Source organism: Bradyrhizobium sp. B025 (genome assembly GCF_042257955.1).
Classification (GTDB): domain Bacteria; phylum Pseudomonadota; class Alphaproteobacteria; order Rhizobiales; family Xanthobacteraceae; genus Bradyrhizobium; species Bradyrhizobium diazoefficiens.
The window spans coordinates 8,628,254-8,645,684 of the sequence record NZ_CP170150.1 but is presented as its reverse complement, the minus strand read 5'-3'; the positions used below and the strand labels follow the sequence as shown (position 1 = coordinate 8,645,684).

Sequence of the window (17,431 nt, the reverse complement as noted above, 5' to 3'; positions counted from 1 at the left end):
TGTTCTTGCCACCGGTGAAGGCCGAGTATCGCTGCCCAAGAAGGCGAGGCGGACATGCAATCGGCGGGCAGCGGCTGGGGCAACGGGCTTCTCGGCGTCATCATCTTCAGCGGCTCGCTGCCGGCGACGCGCGTGGCGGTCGGCGGCTTCTCCGCGCTGTTCCTGACGTCGGCGCGCGCGGTCATCGCCGCGCTGATAGGCGCGGCCGTGCTCGGCCTGCTCCGTCAGGCGCGGCCGCAGCGAAAGGATCTCGCCTCGCTCGCCATCGTCTCGATCGGCGTGGTGGTCGGCTTCCCCCTGCTGACGGCGCTTGCGCTCCAGCACATCACCTCCGCGCATTCGATCGTGTTCATCGGCCTCTTGCCGCTCTCGACCGCGATCTTCGCCGTGCTGCGCGGCGGCGAGCGGCCAAGACCGCTGTTCTGGCTGTTCGCGATCCTCGGCAGCGCCACGGTGGGCGGCTTTGCTCTCTCCAACGACGGCTCGGCGTCACTCGCCGGCGATTTGCTGATGGTCGCCGCGATCGTGCTGTGCGGGCTCGGCTATGCCGAAGGCGCCGCTTTGTCGCGCCGCCTCGGCGGCTGGCAGGTGATCTCCTGGGCGCTGCTGCTTGCGGTGCCGCTGATGGTGCCGGTCGCGATCCTGACCTGGCCGTCGACATGGAGCGGCGTCGGTGCGCCGGCCTGGATCGGGCTCGCCTACGTCTCGATCTTCAGCATGTTCGTCGGCTTCATCTTCTGGTACCGCGGCCTTGCGATCGGCGGCATCGCGCGCGTCGGTCAGTTGCAGCAGCTCCAGCCGTTCTTCGGTCTCGCGCTTGCCGGCTTCCTGCTGCATGAGCCGGTCGCATGGGGCATGATCGCCGCGACCGCGCTCGTCGTCGTCTGCGTCTTCTTCGCGCGGCGGTTTGCCTGACGACAGCCCATTGCCGCAGCCGACGGATGTTCGCGCGGCAACAGCGTAGTTCTCCGAATTGTCTTGCATCACGGCGAACGCGCGCGGGATCACGACACCCGCGCGTGGCACGCCGGAAGCGCTTCGAAGCAATCGACAGTGCACGCTTGCGAGCGTGATCGCCGCGAACGCGCTCACTCCATCACCGTCTTCGTCAGCGTCGAACGGGCAAACTTCTTCAGCGGCATCGGCTTGCCGAACAGAAAGCCCTGCACGAAGTCGAAGCCGAGCTCGTTCGCGGCGACGAGGTCGGCGCGGCTCTCGACGCCTTCGGCGATCGCGCACGCACCGTAGCCCTGCGCAAGCTCGACGATGTGGCGGCACACCGTGCGCTTGAGGCGGTCATTGCCGCTGCCGGTGACGAAGTGCCGGTCGGCCTTCAGCTTGATGAAGGGGAGCCTGTCCCGGTCCATCAGCGACGGCCAGTTGGCGCCGAGATTGTCGATCGACAGGCCGATATTGTGCAGGCGCACTTCGCGCGCCACCTCGGCGAGGTGATCGAGGTCGCGGATCGCCTCCTCGCTGTCGATCTCGATCGTCAGTCCGCCGAAGGCCGGATGCGTCGGCACGCGCCGGCAGAGATCGCGCACGGCCTGCGGCTCCTTCAGATACGAGGCCGGCAGGTTGATCGAGAGATCGACCGGGCTCTGGTGCTCCAGCAGATAGTGCCAGTCCTGCACGGCGCGCCCGATCACGAATTCGGACAGGTCGCGCAGATGCGGATCGTGCGCCTCGGGGATGAAATAGGCGGGCGGCACCACGCCCCAGGTCGGGTGGCGGATCCGCACCAGTGCCTCGGCGCCGTTGCGGATCAGCGTCCTCGCGTCGATCTTGGGCTGATACCAGAGCTCGAGCCAGCCGGCATGCAGGGCCTCGCCGACATGCACGGCCGGGCTCGGCGCCGGCTCCTCCGGCAGCAGCATCGCGACGCGCTCGCGCAGCGTCTCGGCGGCAAAGGGCGTGGTCAGCGGCGGCAGCATCGCAAGGCCATATTCCTCGCCGACCTGCTGCACGGCCCTGACGATGATCGACTCGCGGGCGCCGACGGCGAGAACCTTGCCGTCGAATGCCTCGCGAACCAGCGTCTGCAGAAATGTCCCGGGCTCGATGCCGTCGGCGGCGATTCCGAGCAGGATCAGGTCCGGCAGCTCGCGCGTCAGTACGGTTTGCAGCTCCTCCGCGCTGGCGCATTCGGTCGTGACGAAGCCGAGATCCTCCAGCACCTCGGCGAGGAAAGCACGCAGATGGCGCTTGCCGTCGGCGACGCAAGCGCGCGGCGTTACCTTTCGCCGTCCGAAGGTTCTGGGCCTTCCGCCGGCGAGTTCTACAATTTGATCGTTCATCGCAAACCACTCCCGTTCCGCGACGGTGTTAGCGATGGGAGCAGTTTCAAATATGGAGGGCTTCAGTCGATCGTCGGATTATCTGGGTAACGTTAAAGCCCTCATCATTCCTAAAATTGTTCGGATCTTCTTCGAAGAGTCTTTACGTCTGACCGTGCGTGACGGGCGCATGACACGGTCATCGCGAGAGATTTTTGAAAGATGCGGCCGGTGCGAGATCAAGACCGGTGTCCTGCAATTGGACGAAGCCGTTCGCGTGTCGCCCAATTGAATAACGCTCGCCTCAATTGGCTGTGGCTTTGTCGTGCTGGGCCATGCCGACCGCCTTGTAGTCATAGGTCGGATAGAACTCGGTGCGGTACGAGCCCCACGCGGTATCCTCGATGACGCGATTGACCTCGCGCAGCCGCGAAGCCGGCAGGCGCAGCGTGATCACCTGGCCGATGCCCATCATCACGTACCAGCTCACGACCTCGATTCCGGGCGGCGGAAACGCCTTGTGGAATCCCTGCCTATCGAGCTGCGCATTCAGCTCGTTGAGCGGGCGGGACTGGTCGTGCTTGAAGAAGACGGTGAGCAGCACCGCGTTGTCGGCGGTCGGCGCGGCATTGCCTTGCGGCGGCGACGTCTGTGCCATCGTCGTCGATGTGAGCGCCAGCGCGCCCGTAAGCAGGGCCGCCATCGTCAATGTCCGTCGGTTCGATCTCATCGCGGATTCCTTCCCAATGCTCATGCCGTGCATCGGAGGATAAGAGCGGCAGCTACGGCCGAAGAATTCATTTTCGCGCGATGCGCGCATGTTCCGCCTCTTCTCGTGACGGTTCTGCGACAATGCGTGGCCGCGACGGCGCAAGTGTGAAGCAGATCACATGCGGTTTGCTGCACCTGCGCTATTGCTCCAGGCAGCCGGTGGTGGGCTGTCGAGGATCGCAGCAATGACGACGCGGCGGATATTGTATTGGTGGTTCAGGTTCGTGCTGTCAGGGCGATTTCTCGATCGCTTCCTGTGCCTGCCGCGCGCGCATTGAGCGCGCTGCCGGAGGTCAGGTCTGCCCGATCAATTTGCGAAACGCCGCCGCGCCGTCCTGCACGGCATCGCGTCCCTTCCACGCCAGGTAGGACAGCTTGCCGCCGAGCGTATCGTGACTGCGTAGCCGGCGCGAGCCGAGAATGTGTCCGACATTGGCCGGGAAGCGGCTTACCTCGGCGGCCACCAGCGCCGCGATCGCGTCCATCAATTGCTGGAGCCGGACGCCCCATTCGCAATGTTCGATGCCGTCGATGCGGACCTTGAGCGCATATTCGGTGTCGTAGATTTCGGCGAGCAGGTCGCGGGCGACCAGCACCCGGTTGTGCCGGAGAGCGATCCTGAGCGCGAGGCGCTTGTCGTCGAGCCGGTCGAGCACCATGGCAACGACGCAGGCATAGGGCGCGGCAGCGACGTCGGCCGCGCTCTTGCTCGCGGCGGCCTTGGTGGCGAGGCGCACCAATTGCCAGGACGTCTTCAGCCGCCGCGCCACCAGCGCCAGCGCGAAGGGCAGCGCCTCGGGATGAGCCTTCTTGAAGGCATCGAGCTGCGCGGTGATCTGGGCAACCTGGCCGTCGTCGAATTTCGCGATCTTCTCGGGCAGCTTTTCGTTGAACTTCGGCAGCGCGGCGCCGGCGCGCAGCACCTGCTGCATCTTCTTCACGTCGTCGAAGGCGCTGCGCGAAGCCGTGTATTGCGCGAGCTTGCCGCGGGCGAACTCGGCGCTCTCCGCTGATGCGAGGGTGTTCTCGAGGACCTTGACGACCTTGGTTTGGAAGATCGACGCGACCTTCAGCACTTCCTTCGGGTTGTTGGCGGCGACCTGGTCGTTGATCGCCTTGATGTAGTCGCGCGCCATGGTCGGCAGCAGATCGCGGCAGATCCACTCCCAGATCGGGGTGAGGGTGTTGCGCGAAATTCGCCCCATATTGGCATGCTCGGGTGCGCCGTCGATCAGCAGCAGCTCGAGCGGGGCGAAGAAATAGCGCGAGGGGCTGGTGGCGCGCGCCTGGGTCGAACCGTCCTTGCGAAACTCGGCGCGCAGGCGGGCCTGGACGTCGGCCGAGCCCGGCATGTCGATGCCGCACAGCTCGAGCCGTTCGAGCTCGCTGAGCAGACAGCTGCGCGACAGCGGCGTCAGCCTCTGCAAGAATTCGGTCAGCCGATCGATCTCGTTCATGGCACGCAATCTTCCGCAACGATTCCAGCAAGCCTACGGGCTCAATGCATGGAGGCATTTGCGCGCTCTCAATCGGGCTCTAGAGAAGCAAGTCGCCGTTAATTTATCCGTAAAATCCGGGGGCGGCGGAGGACCGTCCGGGCGACGGCGGTTAAGGAGGCTTCGGCCCGTCTGCCCAGGAAGTGGGCGAAATTCTCAACCCTTGCATGGTCAAGGCAAGCTTCGCGCAAGCATAAATTGTGCCGACGCCGGTATTTTAGCGCAAAACTGCCAAAATTACCGTAGTCTTACGGAGCAAAAAGTTAACCACAGATCGGCCCGGGTTCCGCTAAACAGGTCACATGGGGTCACAGAACGATACGGCTACCGATTCGCGGCCGTCGGAATGGTACGAAAGCAGCACTGCTCCGGCTGAAGAGCTCGATTTCGTCCGCCTGAACGCCGCTCGCGCCAAGGCCGCAGACGAAATGGCCGCTGTCATCGCCCGCGAGCTCAACGGCCCCCTGACTGCGCTCCTGCTCTACATGGGCGAGATCAAGCATCACAGCGATCAGCTCGCGCCGGCTACCGGCGACCGTGCCTATTTGCAGCGGGTGGTGGAGAATGCGCTGACGCAGACCGAGCGCGTTTGCGGCCTGGTCAAGCAGCTTGCCGGCCCCCACAAGGTTGACTCGCCGATCCCGCCCCGGATCGAGGACGCCGAAGCGAAGATCGCCCGTGCGCCGCAGGCGCAGCGCGTGCCGAGTCCCGAACTCCTGGGCCTGTCGGGTCAGAAGCGGCTGACCAAGCGCGAGCGCGAGGTGCTCCGGCTGATCAGTGAGGGCTATTCGAACAAGCAGGGTGCGCTTCGGATGCAGATCAGTCCGCGCACGTTTGAGAGCCATCGCGCCGAGGCGATGCGCAAGCTCGGTGCGCGCAATACCGCGGACCTCGTCCGCGCGGCGCTGCTGCATTCAATCGATTGAGGTTCTTGTCTTGCGCCGCCGGTGGCGGCGCGGGGGCGGGAGAAGCCGATCGCGTTCAGAAATAGTCTTCGGAGAAGGCGCGCGCGCGCGAGCTGGGGCGCAGCGGTTTGATCTCTTCCTTCGGCGCGTTCGGAATGATCGTGATGGTCCAGCGGGGAGGGGTGCTCGATTCCTGCTCCAGCACCGAGCGCACGAAGCCGGTCACCGTCGACTCGCCAGCCTTCACCGTCGCCATCCGGCCGTTGAACTGCGCGATACGGAAGCGACGGACCTCCTTCTGGTCCACTGTCTCGTAGGTGAACATGGAAACCCTCCTGGTTTCCCGCGACTATCGCCACCTATGATTAGCCATCTGTGAAAATCCCAAACCGTAGAAGTACGGCGGGGTTGCATCGGTCTCGCTATGCCTGCGGCTCCTGCGCGCGCGCGGCGGCGTAGGCGGCATCCATGCGCTCCAGCAGATCACCGAATTCGGCCTCACCGAGCGTCTCCGCGGTCTTCTCCAGCTGCAGCGCCAGCGCCGCGAGCCTGGCATAGCCGAACGTCCCGGCCGCACTCTTCAGCGAATGCGCTTCGCGCGCGATCTTCGCGTGGTGCTGCGCGAGCGCGAGCGTGCGGAACAGTTGCAGGCGCGCGCAGGTCTCGCTCCAGAACACGGCGCGCACTTCGCCGGCACCGTCCTCGCCGATCTCGCGCACCAGCGCCGCGTACGCGCCCGGCTCGCGCGCGGGCTCGGCATCGAGCGCTGCCTGCGCAGGCGCAGCGGTCATTTCAAACATGGCTTTGCCTGCCTTGGTCACGGTCCGTTTGTCGCGCGGCGCGTCCGGCGCGAGGTCCGGCCTGTGTCTACGGCATTTGAATTTCAGTTCCGGTAGCGGGACAGCAGGTGTTTGCAGGCCGGCGTTAGCCGCAGGTTTACCACGCGACGGCGCCGGTCAGCGCTGGCCGAGCAGCCGGTCGTACTGGGCTTTCACCGTGGCGTAGCATTCGCACGCGGTCTGGCGCAGGCCGTCCAGGTTCAGGATCTGGATGTGCCCGCGGCTGTAGTGGATGAAATTGGCCTGCTGCAAGGTATTGGCGACCAGCGACACGCTGTTGCGCCGCGCCCCGATCATCTGCGCCATGGCCTCCTGGGTCAGCAGCAGCCGGTAGTCGCCTGACAGATCATGGGTGTGCAACAGGCAGCGCGACAGCCGCGATTCCACCGGATGGGCGGCGTTGCAGCCCGCGGTCTGCTGGACCTGAGCGTAGACCGCCAACCCGTGGCGCGTGAGCAACGTCCGCAGGGTGCCGCTCTGGTCGGCCGCGATGCGCAGCCGGTCGAGATCCATCACCGACGCGACGCCGGGAACCAGCACGATTGCCGTGTTCAGCGCGCAAGTATCGCCCATGGTCGAGAGCGTGCCGAGCAGGCTGTCGCGGCCGATCATGGCGACCTGCACATGCTCGCCCTTGGCGAGGTTCACCACCAGCGAGATGACGCCGCGGTGGGGAAAGAACGCGCGCTTGAGCGTCTCGCCGGTCTCGACCAGCACGGCCTCGTGCGGCAGCTCGACCGTGCGCAGATATGGGCGGATCAGCTCATAATCGTCCGCCGTGAGCGCGGACAGGAAACCGTTGGACGGACGCACCATCGTTTCCAAAACTGCCTCCCGTCTCGTCAGGCAGGGACTTGCGAGAGCGAATTTGCGGATCCCGGCACGGGCAAGCTCCATCATGTTCCCGTCGGGATATATAGGCAATTGGGACAAGTTGTCCGGGTGCGACGGTCACCTTCGCGGCGCTGTGTGCACCTCGGCATGCAGAATGGTCGCATCGACTTCTCGTCACCGCAGCGCTCCGAGCAGGCGTGAATGGGTGGCCTTGACCGCCGAATGGCAGTCGCAGGACGTCGTCTCCAGCGCGCGCAGGTCGATGATTTCGATCTGCCCGCGGGTGTAGCGAATAATGCCGGCCCGTTGCAGTGCATGCGCGACGAGAGAAATGGCGTTGCGCCGCACGCCCATCATCTGTGCCAGCGTCTCCTGTGTCAGCGGAAGGATCGCGCTGTCGGACAGGTCGCGGGCGCGCAAGAGCCAGCGCGCCAGCCGGGCCTCGACTGGGTGCAGCGTATTGCAGAGCAACGATTGCTGCGCATGCGCGAGCAGGACCTGCTCATGACGCACCATCAGATTTCGAAACGGGACGCTCGCGGCGGCGATCGTCCGGAAAGCCGCGGTTTCAAGCATGGAAGCCGTGCCGGGGAAGAGCACGACCGCGTCCGCCGGCGCGATGCCGTCGGCAAGCGCCGCGCCACTGCCCACGACGCTGTCGCGCCCCAGCATTGCGATCTCGATCATTTGTCCTTCGGACAAGCCCAGCGTGATCGAAACGGACCCGCCGTGCGGGAAGTAGACGTATCGCAACGCGGCGCCCGCCTCGCCCAAGACAGATTCCCTGACCATTTCGACCGTCGCAAGATGGGGGCGCAGCAGGTCGAAATCTGCCGCATCGAGCATTTGCAGCAACTGATTGGGCGGGAAGCCGCTCGTGGTCATTCAGGATCAATTCCGGCGCGTTCGACCTAAGATCGATGCAGCGCCCTATTGCGTCGTTCAGTTGCACGGTAACAAAAGCATATTGTACAGGTTGTGGTGCTGTCCATATACCCGTTAGAGGGCAGACAGGCTGCCGCATTTGCGGCGGAAATAAGTACAGCGCGCTGATTCGCTCGAGAACCTTCGCGCCAGTCCTGTGAGGGCGCGCAGGAAAAAGTGGCAGGGGGGCCTTCATGAGCCGGGAGCACTGCATCCGCGCGGCGATCGGACACCGGTCAGTCCGCGCAGCCTCGTCTATTGGACGAGTGGTTACAGCGACCGGACATCGCACCGATTCATGGCGCCGCATGGCTGCAGATTTCGCGTCCGTCGTTTCCGTCCTCCTGGCTTCGCCAAAGACGTTCGCGACCGTCAGTTCTTCGATCCCAACCAGAGGAGAAAGGCGTGCCCCACGGTTCAATTATTGAATCGCCGAAACGGGAAGCTCAAACGGGGACAGAAAGTCTGCGCCATATTCTCGTTGTCGACGACGACCCGATGGTGTGCATGGCCATCGAGGTCTATCTTCAGCGAAACCATTTTCGGGTGACGATTGCCGAAGGAGGAGAGGTCGGACTGCGCGCTCTCGAACACGAACAGTTCGATCTGATGATCATCGACATCTTCATGCCGCACATGCGCGGCTTCGAATCGATCAGGGTGTTCCACGAGCGGGCGCCCACCATTCCGTTGATCGCGATGTCCGGCTACGCTTTCGCAAATCTGAATTCACCCGCTCCCGATTTCCTCCGGATGGCGCTCGAGCTCGGCGCGGCACGCTGTCTGCGCAAGCCGTTCACGCCGCACGCTCTGCTCGCCGCCGTCAACGATTGCTTCGCGGAGCACCGCTCCGACGACGTTGCCTCGGCCGCGCGCCTGGGTTAGCGCAGCGCAGGCCGTCGTAGCGGCGGGGTAAGCGTCTGTTTACCACAAACGCGGGCCTTGCGGATCCCGGCAGGGCACGCCGCGACGGTCGCGAGAGCGCTCCCGATCGGCTTCGATTTCACGTGGGCCGTGCATATCGTCCTTCACGAGCAGGACTTTCTTGCGCGCGTCGTCGCGCCGTTGTCGGTGCGTTTACCTAACGCTTCTTTTGGTGACAGTTCGGTGCCGGTTTTACCGAGAAGCGCTGCCGCATGTGATCGAACCACAAACTTCTCTTCAATATCCGTATTAGCACGGAGGATGAAATTAACGGGACCGTGAAAGGGGTTGTCTAACGATCCAGACGGGGACCTCCGTCGATGCCAAGCGTGGCTCAGGCGTCGAAGTCCAGCTCAGTAAGGCGTAGCTCATGGATGATCTGTTGCGGGAGTTCTTGACGGAGACCAGCGAGAGCCTGGACACCGTCGACAATCAGCTGGTGAAGTTCGAGCAGGAGCCGAACAACGCCAAGATCCTGGATAACATCTTCCGCCTGGTCCACACCATCAAGGGGACGTGCGGCTTCCTCGGCTTGCCGCGACTGGAAGCGCTGGCGCATGCCGGCGAGACGCTGATGGGCAAGTTCCGCGACGGCATGCCGGTGACGGGGCAGGCGGTGACGGTGATCCTGTCCTCGATCGACCGCATCAAGGAGATCCTCGCCGGCCTCGAGGCGACCGAAGCCGAGCCGGAGGGCACCGACCGCGATCTCATCGACAAGCTGGAAGCGATGGTCGAGCAGGGCATGGCGGCAATGTCAGCGTCGGCTTCGCCGATCGCGTCAGGCTCGGCGCAGCCGATGCCGGCGGCTGGCAGCGCTACTGCTGTTGCTGACGCCCCGCCGCTGGCGCCGGAAGCTCCGGCCGCCGCTGCGCCGGCCAAGGACATGACCACGGGTTCACTGATCGATCAGACCCTGGAGCGCCCGCTGCGCCCGGGCGAGGTGTCGCTGGACGAGCTCGAGCGCGCCTTCCGCGAGACCGCGATCGAAGCCCCAATCCCCGCACCCGTTGTCAAGGCCGAGGTCAAGGCTGAGCCTGCGCCGGCTCCGGCCCCTGTTGCCAAAGAGGCTGCCAAGGAAGCTGCCAAGCCTGCCGCCAAGGAGAAGGCCGCGCCGAAGAAGTCGATGGCCGACGAGGGCGCCTCCGAGGGCGACCGCATCGCCAACCAGTCGATCCGCGTCAACGTGGATACGCTGGAGCATCTGATGACCATGGTCTCCGAGCTGGTCTTGACCCGCAACCAGCTGCTGGAGATCTCCCGCCGCAACGAGGACACCGAGTTCAAGGTGCCGTTGCAGCGCCTCTCCAACGTCACCGCCGAGCTGCAGGAAGGCGTCATGAAGACGCGCATGCAGCCGATCGGCAATGCCTGGCAGAAGCTGCCCCGCATCGTCCGCGACCTGTCGAGCGAACTCGGCAAGCAGATCGAGCTGGAGATGCACGGCGCCGACACCGAGCTCGACCGTCAGGTGCTCGACCTGATCAAGGACCCGCTCACCCACATGGTGCGCAACTCCGCCGACCATGGCCTGGAGACCCCCGCTGAGCGCCTCGCGGCCGGCAAGGGCGAGCAGGGCACCATCCGCCTCTCCGCCTATCACGAGGGCGGCCACATCATCATCTGCATCGCCGACAACGGCCGCGGCCTCAACACCGAGAGGATCAAGGCCAAGGCCATTTCCTCGGGTCTCGTCACCGAGGCCGAGCTCGAGAAGATGAGCGAAGCCCAGATCCACAAGTTCATCTTCGCGCCGGGCTTCTCGACCGCGGCCGCCATCACCTCGGTGTCGGGGCGCGGCGTCGGCATGGACGTGGTGCGCACCAATATCGACCAGATCGGCGGCACCATCGACATCAAGTCGGTGGCCGGCGAGGGCTCAAGCGTCACCATCAAGATCCCGCTGACCTTGGCCATCGTCTCCGCGCTGATCGTGGAAGCCGCCGGCGACCGCTTCGCGATCCCGCAGCTCTCCGTCGTCGAGCTGGTCCGGGCCCGCGCCAACAGCGAGCACCGCATCGAGCGCATCAAGGACACCGCTGTTCTTCGTCTGCGCAACAAGCTGCTGCCGCTGATCCATTTGAAGAAGCTGCTCAAGATCGACGACGGCGCGGCCAGCGATCCCGAGAACGGTTTTATCGTGGTGACGCAGGTCGGCAGCCAGACCTTCGGCATCGTCGTCGACGGCGTCTTCCATACGGAAGAGATCGTCGTGAAGCCGATGTCGACAAAACTGCGTCACATCGACATGTTCTCCGGCAACACCATCCTGGGCGATGGCGCCGTCATCATGATCATCGACCCCAACGGCATTGCCAAGGCGCTGGGTGCCGCCGGCTCCTCGGCCCATGACATGGGCGACGAGAACGGGGCGCATCACATCGGAAGTGGCGAGCAGACCACCTCGCTGCTGGTGTTCCGCGCCGGCTCGTCCCAGCCCAAGGCGGTCCCGCTCGGGCTCGTCACGCGCCTGGAGGAGCTCCCCGCCGACAAGATCGAGTTCAGCAACGGCCGCTACATGGTGCAGTACCGCGAGCAGCTGATGCCGCTCGTCGCCATGGAGAGCGTCACTGTTGCGAGCCAAGGCGCCCAGCCGATCCTGGTGTTCGCCGACGACGGCCGCTCCATGGGCCTCGTCGTCGACGAGATCATCGACATCGTCGAGGAACGCCTCAACATCGAGGTCGGCGGCTCCAGCCAGGGCATCCTGGGCTCGGCCGTGATCAAGGGGCAGGCCACCGAGGTGATCGATGTCGGCCACTTCCTGCCGATGGCGTTCGCCGACTGGTTCACCCGCAAGGAGATGAAGCCGTCGATGCACTCGCAGTCGGTGCTGCTGGTCGACGACTCCGCGTTCTTCCGCAACATGCTGGCGCCGGTGCTGAAAGCCGCCGGCTACCGCGTCCGCACCGCGCCGACCGCGCAGGAGGGCCTGGCCGCGCTGCGCGCCCAGAGCTTCGACGTGGTCCTGACCGACATCGAGATGCCCGACATGAACGGGTTCGAGTTCGCCGAGGTGATCCGCTCCGACAACAATCTCGGCGCGATGCCGATCATCGGCCTGTCCGCGCTGGTGTCGCCGGCGGCGATCGAGCGCGGCCGTCAGGCCGGCTTCCACGACTATGTCGCCAAGTTCGACCGTCCCGGTCTGATCGCGGCGCTGAAGGAGCAGACCGCGGGCGCCGCCGGCGCCTCCGAGCTGAGCCGGGCAGCGGCGTAAGAGCATGATCCGGAAAAGTGTGAAGCGGTTTTCCGACGAGATCATGCTCAAAACGAAAAAGCGGGATCAGGAGATACGCTGATGGCCAACAAGACCCAGTCCACCGAAGGCGCCATGGTCGAATACGTCACCGCGATGATCGGCGGCCAGCTGTTCGGCCTGCCGATCTCCCGCGTCCAGGACGTGTTCATGCCCGAGCGCGTCACCCGCGTTCCGCTGTCCTCCCGCGAGATCGCCGGCGTCCTCAACCTGCGCGGCCGCATCGTCACCGTGGTCGACATGCGCGCCCGCCTCGGCCTGCCGAGGCCCGAGGACGGCAAGGTGCCGATGGCGGTCGGTGTCGACCTGCGCGGCGAATCCTATGGCCTGCTGATCGACCAGATCGGCGAGGTGCTGCGCCTGCCCGAGGACGGCAAGGAAGAAAACCCCGTCAACCTCGACCCCCGCATGGCCAAGCTCGCCGGCGGTGTCCACCGCCTCGACGGCCAGCTCATGGTCGTCCTCGACGTCGATCGCGTCCTCGAGCTCGAAACCAAAGTGCAAATGGCTGCGTGAACCAACGAAACATCGAAGCCGGAGAACCAAAATGAAGACCTGTTTGGTGGTCGATGATTCCAGCGTCGTGCGCAAGATCGCGCGCCGCATCCTGGAAGGCCTGGAATTCCAGGTCACCGAAGCCGAGGACGGCTCGAAGGCGCTCGAGATCTGCCAGCGGCAACTGCCCGATGCGGTGTTGCTCGACTGGAACATGCCCGTGATGGACGGCTTCGAGTTCATGGGCCACATGCGCCGCCTGCCCGGCGGCGACCAGCCGAAGGTGGTGTTCTGCACCACCGAGAACAATGTGGCCCATATCGCCCAGGCGCTCAGTGGCGGCGCCAACGAGTACATCATGAAGCCCTTCGACAAAGACATTATCGCCGACAAGTTCGCTGAAGTCGGCTTGATCCCGGTCGGACAAGCCATGGTCTGAGTGTGTCTGGCCCGAGTGTTCCGGCCAGAGTGTTTTCAGTACAGCTTTCGAGAGGCCATCTGTGACCCCGACCGAGTATGAGTATCTGCGCAAGTTCCTGAAGGACAATTCAGGTCTCGATCTGTCCGCAGACAAGCAGTATCTGATCGAAAGCCGCCTCTTGCCGCTCGCCCGCAAGGCCGGGCTCTCCGGCATCCCCGAGCTCGTGCAGAAGCTGCAGGGCGGCTCGCGCGCGCTCATCACCGACGTGGTCGAAGCCATGACCACCAACGAGACCTTCTTCTTCCGCGACAAGGTCCCGTTCGATCATTTCCGCGACACCATCATGCCCGAGATCATCAAGGCGCGCGCCGGCCGCCGCAGCGTGCGGATCTGGTGCGCCGCCGGTTCGACCGGACAGGAGCCCTATTCGCTGGCGATGTGCCTGAAGGAGATGGGTGCGGCCCTCACCGGCTGGCGCGTCGAGATCATCGCGACCGACCTGTCGCAGGAGGTGCTGGAGAAGGCCAGAGCCGGCGTCTACAGCCAGTTCGAGGTGCAGCGCGGCCTGCCGATCCAGATGCTGGTGAAATATTTCAAGCAGACCGGCGAGACCTGGCAGATCAATCCCGAATTGCGGGCGATGATCCAGCACCGCCAGCTCAACCTGCTGCACGACTTCGCCCAGCTCGGTACGTTCGACGTCATCTTCTGCCGCAACGTGCTGATCTATTTCGACCAGGACACCAAGATCAACATCTTCAACCGCCTGGCGCGCCAGATCGAGCCCGATGGCTTCCTCGTGCTGGGTGCCGCCGAAACCGTGGTCGGACTGACTGATACGTTCAGGCCAATTCCCGACCGGCGCGGCCTCTACAAGCCGAACGATCCGCGTGCAGCCGTGGCCAAGCCGGCTCTCGCCGGCGTGGCGCCGCGCATGGCGGTGATGGCGGGACGATAGGCATGGCCGAGGATGGAAAAGGCGCGGAGCGCGTCACCTTCAGTCGCGGCTATGATGTCTGCATCATGGCCATCGACGGCACCTGGCGCCGTGACTGCAAGCTCAACGCCATTTCCGACACCGACGCCATCCTTACGGTTGAAGGCTCGATCCAGGGGCTGAACCTGAAAGAGTTCTTCCTGCTGTTGTCGTCCACCGGCCTAGCCTACCGCCGCTGCGAGCTGGTGCGCGTCAACGGCGCCGAAATGGACATCCAGTTCCTGCGCGGCAAGAACCGGAAGAAGCGCGGCGCGGCCGGCGGCCACGACGCGGCAGCCTGACCGGAGCGTGGCGGCGCCGGCGCTTTCCGCCACGTTGCTTTACATTTGCTGAAACATCCGGGCGAATTTGCCGCGGCGGCTTTACGTGGCCTAAGCGCGCGCCGTGTATCCATTGCCTGTCTCAATCTCAGGAATACGGCAATGCCCAGAAGTTCCCTCTCCCCCGTGCCATCGAACCTGCCCGACGTCGCCGAGCGGCGTGCGCTCCAGCTCCTGGTGGTCGATGACGACGCCACGCAGCGCAGCCTGATCACGGTCGCCGCCAAGCAGGCCGGCCACGAAGTCACCGTGGCGCCGTCCGTGGCGGAAGCGATCGAGAAGCTCCGCGCCGCGCGCTTCGACTGCGTGACGCTCGATCTCGTGCTGGAGGATGGCGACGGCATCGACGTGTTGCGCGAGATGGCGAACGCGAAATTCGCCGGTGCCGTGATCGTCATCAGCGGCATGGACGGCAAGCGCCGCAGCGCCGCCCGCAGCTTCGCCCGCTCCGTCGGGATCCAGCTCCAGGGCCTGCCGAAGCCGCTCGATCTGGCGGCCCTGCGCATCAGCCTCGCCAACCTCGGCAAGACCGCGATGGGGCTGCCGGCGATCCACACCTGGGGTGGTGTCGCCAGCGACGCGATCGTGGAACGGCACCGCACCTGACGCGCGGAGCTGCCATGCATTCGGACGCAGCCGCCGCCGCGCAGATCGCGACCTACACCGGGTCGCCGGAATCCGACAGGTATTGCAGGGCGTGGCCAAGGCCCGCCCGGCAGACGTTGAGGGCGGCACTCGCCGTGGCATAGCGCGGCGTGACGTCGTCGAGCACGAAAATGTCGGCGGAACCGGCCTGATCGCCGTTGTCGTCCTGCTCCGGGCCTGCATCGATCATGGCTGCGTCGATCAGGCGCATGCTGCTCTCGATCTGCGCGATCAGGCAGCGAAGGTCGGCCGCAATCAACTGACGGCTGTCGGCCTCGGGCGTCGTGACGAGAGGTGGCGTGCTGGCCAAATTTAGCATGGATATTCTCCGTCCCCCGCAATTAGGCGCCATGCCGCTACTTGTGCGTTAAGTCTATGTCCCGTACAAATACGGGTGGGCCGAATCCGCGCCGAACGCCATAACGGTTGGCGCGGACGCGAGTCCTCAATGCCGAATGGACTCTAATGCCAATTGGACATGGCACATGGCCGAACAAACCTCTCGCGGTGAAATCTTCGTAGTCGACGACGACCCGGCTGTTCGCGACACCTTGTCGATGGTGTTGAAGGCGGCGGGCTATGAGGTGATCTGTTTTGCGGACGGCGCAGCGCTGCTCTCCGTCGCGCGAAACCGCACACCGGCTGCGATCCTGCTCGACGTGCACATTCCCGGAAAGTCGGGTCTCGACATTCTGAAGGAGCTGCACGGTGAGGATTATCCGGCGCCGATCTTCATGATCTCCGGGCAGGGCGACATCACAATGGCGGTGGGCGCCATCAAGAGCGGCGCGCTCGACTTCATCGAGAAGCCGTTCCGCGGCAGCGAGATCGTCGGCCGCCTCGACGAGGCGATCGGCGCCTATGCACGCAGGCAGGCGGAGAACGCAGCGCCGAAATTCGGCTCGCTGCATTTCCCCGGACGCGAGCCGTTGACGCGGCGCGAGCGCGAGGTGCTCGAGCAGTTCGCCGCCGGCGCTTCCAACAAGGAAGCCGGCCGCACTCTCGGCATCAGCCCGCGCACCATCGAGGACCACCGCGCCAACATCATGAAGAAGCTCGGTGCGCGCAATGCCGCCGACCTGATCCGGATCGTGATGACCGCGGCGCAGCGCGCGTCGTAGGGTCGGTTGCATCGCGGACATTTCTTCGTCATTCCGGGGCGATGCGGAGCATCGAACCCGGAATCTCGAGATTCCGGATCGCGCTACGCGCGTCCGGAATGACTCCCAAGTCTCACCCTAGTACCCGGAATCAGAGCTGAGTGATACGGCGGCCTTTGAAACGGCGTTGACGGACCTTTTTCTTGGTCCAGACGAAGGGCTCGGCTCTGTCGTTGTATGCGTTGACGTAGGCATCGATGTGTTCCTGAAGCTGCTTGAGGCTCGTGAAGGAGGTGCCGCTGAGCGACTGCCCCTGCAAGATGGAAAACCATACTTCGACCTGATTGAGCCATGACGCACTTGTCGGCGTGAAATGAAATTGCACGTTGGGGTGGGCCTTGAGCCAGTCCTCGTTCTTTTTATGGGTGTTGAGGTTGTCGAGGATGACGTGAAGCTTGCGGTTCGGAAAAGTCGCGGTGACGCTGTTCATGAAATCGAGAAACTCGACGCGGCGCCGGCGTTTTGAATGGGTCGCGATGATCTTTCCGGTGGCGACTTCGAGCGCCGCAAACAATGTTGTGGTGCCATGCCGCTTGTAATCGTGGCTTTGGCCGGTTAAGGCGCGGCCATTGGGCAACTTCAGATAACCCTGCGCTCGCTCCAAAGCCTGGATCGAGGGCTTCTCGTCCACGCACAGCACAATGGCCTTCGCCGGCGGCGCGACATAGAGGCCGACAACATCGGCGGCTTTGGCCGTAAAGTTCGGGTCGTTGCTCTCGCACCAGGACTTGCGAGCCACCAGGTCAATCTTGTGGCTGCGCAGGAACCGCCAGACATATTGGACATCGACATCGCCCAGCGCCTCGGCCAGCAGGGGGCCGGTCCAGCGCGCAAACCCTTGCGGTGGCGGCTTATCCAGCAGCTTCAGAATCCGCTTGTCGGTCGTCTTCGTATAGATCGGCTGCTTGCCAGGCCGCGGCTTGTCTTGCAGCCCTTCAAGGCCATGGTCGGCATAGCGATGCCGCCAAAGGCTGACAATCCGCGGCTGGACCCCAACTTCCTTGGCGATCGACCGGGTGCTGCGCCCATCCGCCGCCAACAGAACTATCCGCGCCCGCTTCAAATCGCGCTGCAACGTCACCGGTGAGCGACAGCACGCCTCAAGCACCTTGCGATCTTTCCTCGAAAGGTGGACTTCTCTTGCTTCGGGTATCATCCCGACCTT

General features: G+C 64.3%; 19 protein-coding genes. 10 read left to right on the top strand and 9 right to left on the bottom strand.

Annotation, left to right across the window (positions count from 1 at the left end; translation table 11 throughout):
* Positions 1–54 precede the first annotated feature (54 nt).
* A complete protein-coding gene (locus tag ACE10W_RS40900; protein ID WP_304549576.1) occupies positions 55–915 on the top strand; it encodes a DMT family transporter in 861 nt (286 codons plus the stop codon).
* A 173-nt stretch (positions 916–1,088) separates the two neighbouring features.
* Here the strand turns inward: ACE10W_RS40900 and ACE10W_RS40895 are convergent, their stop codons facing one another.
* The 3 genes from ACE10W_RS40895 to ACE10W_RS40885 all read right to left on the bottom strand — a co-directional run bounded on the left by ACE10W_RS40895 (position 1,089) and on the right by ACE10W_RS40885 (position 4,504).
* A complete protein-coding gene (locus tag ACE10W_RS40895; RefSeq protein WP_028174835.1) occupies positions 1,089–2,297 on the bottom strand; it encodes an EAL domain-containing protein in 1,209 nt (402 codons plus the stop codon).
* Between the two features lie 283 nt (positions 2,298–2,580).
* Positions 2,581–3,006 carry a hypothetical protein gene (locus ACE10W_RS40890; protein WP_304549575.1) on the bottom strand — a complete coding sequence of 142 codons (426 nt, stop codon included), beginning with the start codon at positions 3,004–3,006 and terminating at the stop codon, positions 2,581–2,583.
* 334 nt (positions 3,007–3,340) lie between these two features.
* Positions 3,341–4,504 carry a hypothetical protein gene (locus ACE10W_RS40885; protein WP_110115752.1) on the bottom strand — a complete coding sequence of 388 codons (1,164 nt, stop codon included), beginning with the start codon at positions 4,502–4,504 and terminating at the stop codon, positions 3,341–3,343.
* Positions 4,505–4,845: 341 nt separating this feature from the next.
* Between ACE10W_RS40885 and ACE10W_RS40880 the strand changes: the two genes are divergently transcribed.
* On the top strand, positions 4,846–5,469 hold the full coding sequence (locus ACE10W_RS40880; protein WP_060909762.1) for a helix-turn-helix transcriptional regulator: 624 nt from the start codon (positions 4,846–4,848) through the stop codon (positions 5,467–5,469).
* Between the two features lie 55 nt (positions 5,470–5,524).
* Here the strand turns inward: ACE10W_RS40880 and ACE10W_RS40875 are convergent, their stop codons facing one another.
* The 4 genes from ACE10W_RS40875 to ACE10W_RS40860 all read right to left on the bottom strand — a co-directional run bounded on the left by ACE10W_RS40875 (position 5,525) and on the right by ACE10W_RS40860 (position 8,006).
* On the bottom strand, positions 5,525–5,773 hold the full coding sequence (locus tag ACE10W_RS40875; RefSeq protein ID WP_060909763.1) for a hypothetical protein: 249 nt from the start codon (positions 5,771–5,773) through the stop codon (positions 5,525–5,527).
* 97 nt (positions 5,774–5,870) lie between these two features.
* Positions 5,871–6,248, bottom strand: coding sequence for an Hpt domain-containing protein (locus ACE10W_RS40870; protein ID WP_304553939.1), 378 nt, complete (start codon positions 6,246–6,248; stop codon positions 5,871–5,873).
* A 156-nt stretch (positions 6,249–6,404) separates the two neighbouring features.
* Complete coding sequence (locus ACE10W_RS40865; protein ID WP_171901173.1) at positions 6,405–7,103, bottom strand: Crp/Fnr family transcriptional regulator; 699 nt, start codon at positions 7,101–7,103, stop codon at positions 6,405–6,407.
* Between the two features lie 192 nt (positions 7,104–7,295).
* Positions 7,296–8,006 (bottom strand): Crp/Fnr family transcriptional regulator, encoded by a 711-nt coding sequence (locus tag ACE10W_RS40860; protein ID WP_304549573.1) that lies wholly within the window; start codon positions 8,004–8,006, stop codon positions 7,296–7,298.
* 444 nt (positions 8,007–8,450) lie between these two features.
* Here ACE10W_RS40860 and ACE10W_RS40855 point away from each other — a divergent pair, with 444 nt between their 5' ends.
* The 7 genes from ACE10W_RS40855 (at position 8,451) to ACE10W_RS40825 (ending at position 15,067) form a co-directional block, all read left to right on the top strand.
* Positions 8,451–8,930 carry a response regulator gene (locus ACE10W_RS40855; protein ID WP_304549572.1) on the top strand — a complete coding sequence of 160 codons (480 nt, stop codon included), beginning with the start codon at positions 8,451–8,453 and terminating at the stop codon, positions 8,928–8,930.
* A gap of 409 nt (positions 8,931–9,339) precedes the next feature.
* Positions 9,340–12,189 (top strand): hybrid sensor histidine kinase/response regulator, encoded by a 2,850-nt coding sequence (locus ACE10W_RS40850; RefSeq protein ID WP_304549571.1) that lies wholly within the window; start codon positions 9,340–9,342, stop codon positions 12,187–12,189.
* Positions 12,190–12,270: 81 nt separating this feature from the next.
* Positions 12,271–12,744, top strand: a complete 474-nt coding sequence (locus tag ACE10W_RS40845; protein WP_011083224.1) for a chemotaxis protein CheW — start codon at positions 12,271–12,273, stop codon at positions 12,742–12,744.
* A 31-nt stretch (positions 12,745–12,775) separates the two neighbouring features.
* The gene (locus ACE10W_RS40840) at positions 12,776–13,162 is read left to right on the top strand and encodes a response regulator (RefSeq protein WP_028143851.1); all 387 of its coding nucleotides are present in this window, start codon (positions 12,776–12,778) and stop codon (positions 13,160–13,162) included.
* Between the two features lie 61 nt (positions 13,163–13,223).
* A complete protein-coding gene (locus ACE10W_RS40835; RefSeq protein ID WP_011083222.1) occupies positions 13,224–14,102 on the top strand; it encodes a protein-glutamate O-methyltransferase CheR in 879 nt (292 codons plus the stop codon).
* A gap of 2 nt (positions 14,103–14,104) precedes the next feature.
* Positions 14,105–14,422, top strand: coding sequence for a hypothetical protein (locus ACE10W_RS40830; protein WP_011083221.1), 318 nt, complete (start codon positions 14,105–14,107; stop codon positions 14,420–14,422).
* A gap of 141 nt (positions 14,423–14,563) precedes the next feature.
* On the top strand, positions 14,564–15,067 hold the full coding sequence (locus ACE10W_RS40825; RefSeq protein ID WP_011083220.1) for a response regulator: 504 nt from the start codon (positions 14,564–14,566) through the stop codon (positions 15,065–15,067).
* Between the two features lie 52 nt (positions 15,068–15,119).
* Here ACE10W_RS40825 and ACE10W_RS40820 read toward each other — a convergent pair whose 3' ends face one another.
* Positions 15,120–15,425 carry a hypothetical protein gene (locus ACE10W_RS40820; RefSeq protein ID WP_028175690.1) on the bottom strand — a complete coding sequence of 102 codons (306 nt, stop codon included), beginning with the start codon at positions 15,423–15,425 and terminating at the stop codon, positions 15,120–15,122.
* 166 nt (positions 15,426–15,591) lie between these two features.
* Between ACE10W_RS40820 and ACE10W_RS40815 the strand changes: the two genes are divergently transcribed.
* Positions 15,592–16,227, top strand: a complete 636-nt coding sequence (locus tag ACE10W_RS40815) for a response regulator transcription factor (RefSeq protein WP_011083218.1) — start codon at positions 15,592–15,594, stop codon at positions 16,225–16,227.
* Between the two features lie 130 nt (positions 16,228–16,357).
* Here ACE10W_RS40815 and ACE10W_RS40810 read toward each other — a convergent pair whose 3' ends face one another.
* Positions 16,358–17,422 (bottom strand): IS630-like element ISRj1 family transposase, encoded by a 1,065-nt coding sequence (locus ACE10W_RS40810; RefSeq protein WP_011084514.1) that lies wholly within the window; start codon positions 17,420–17,422, stop codon positions 16,358–16,360.
* Positions 17,423–17,431 lie beyond the last annotated feature (9 nt).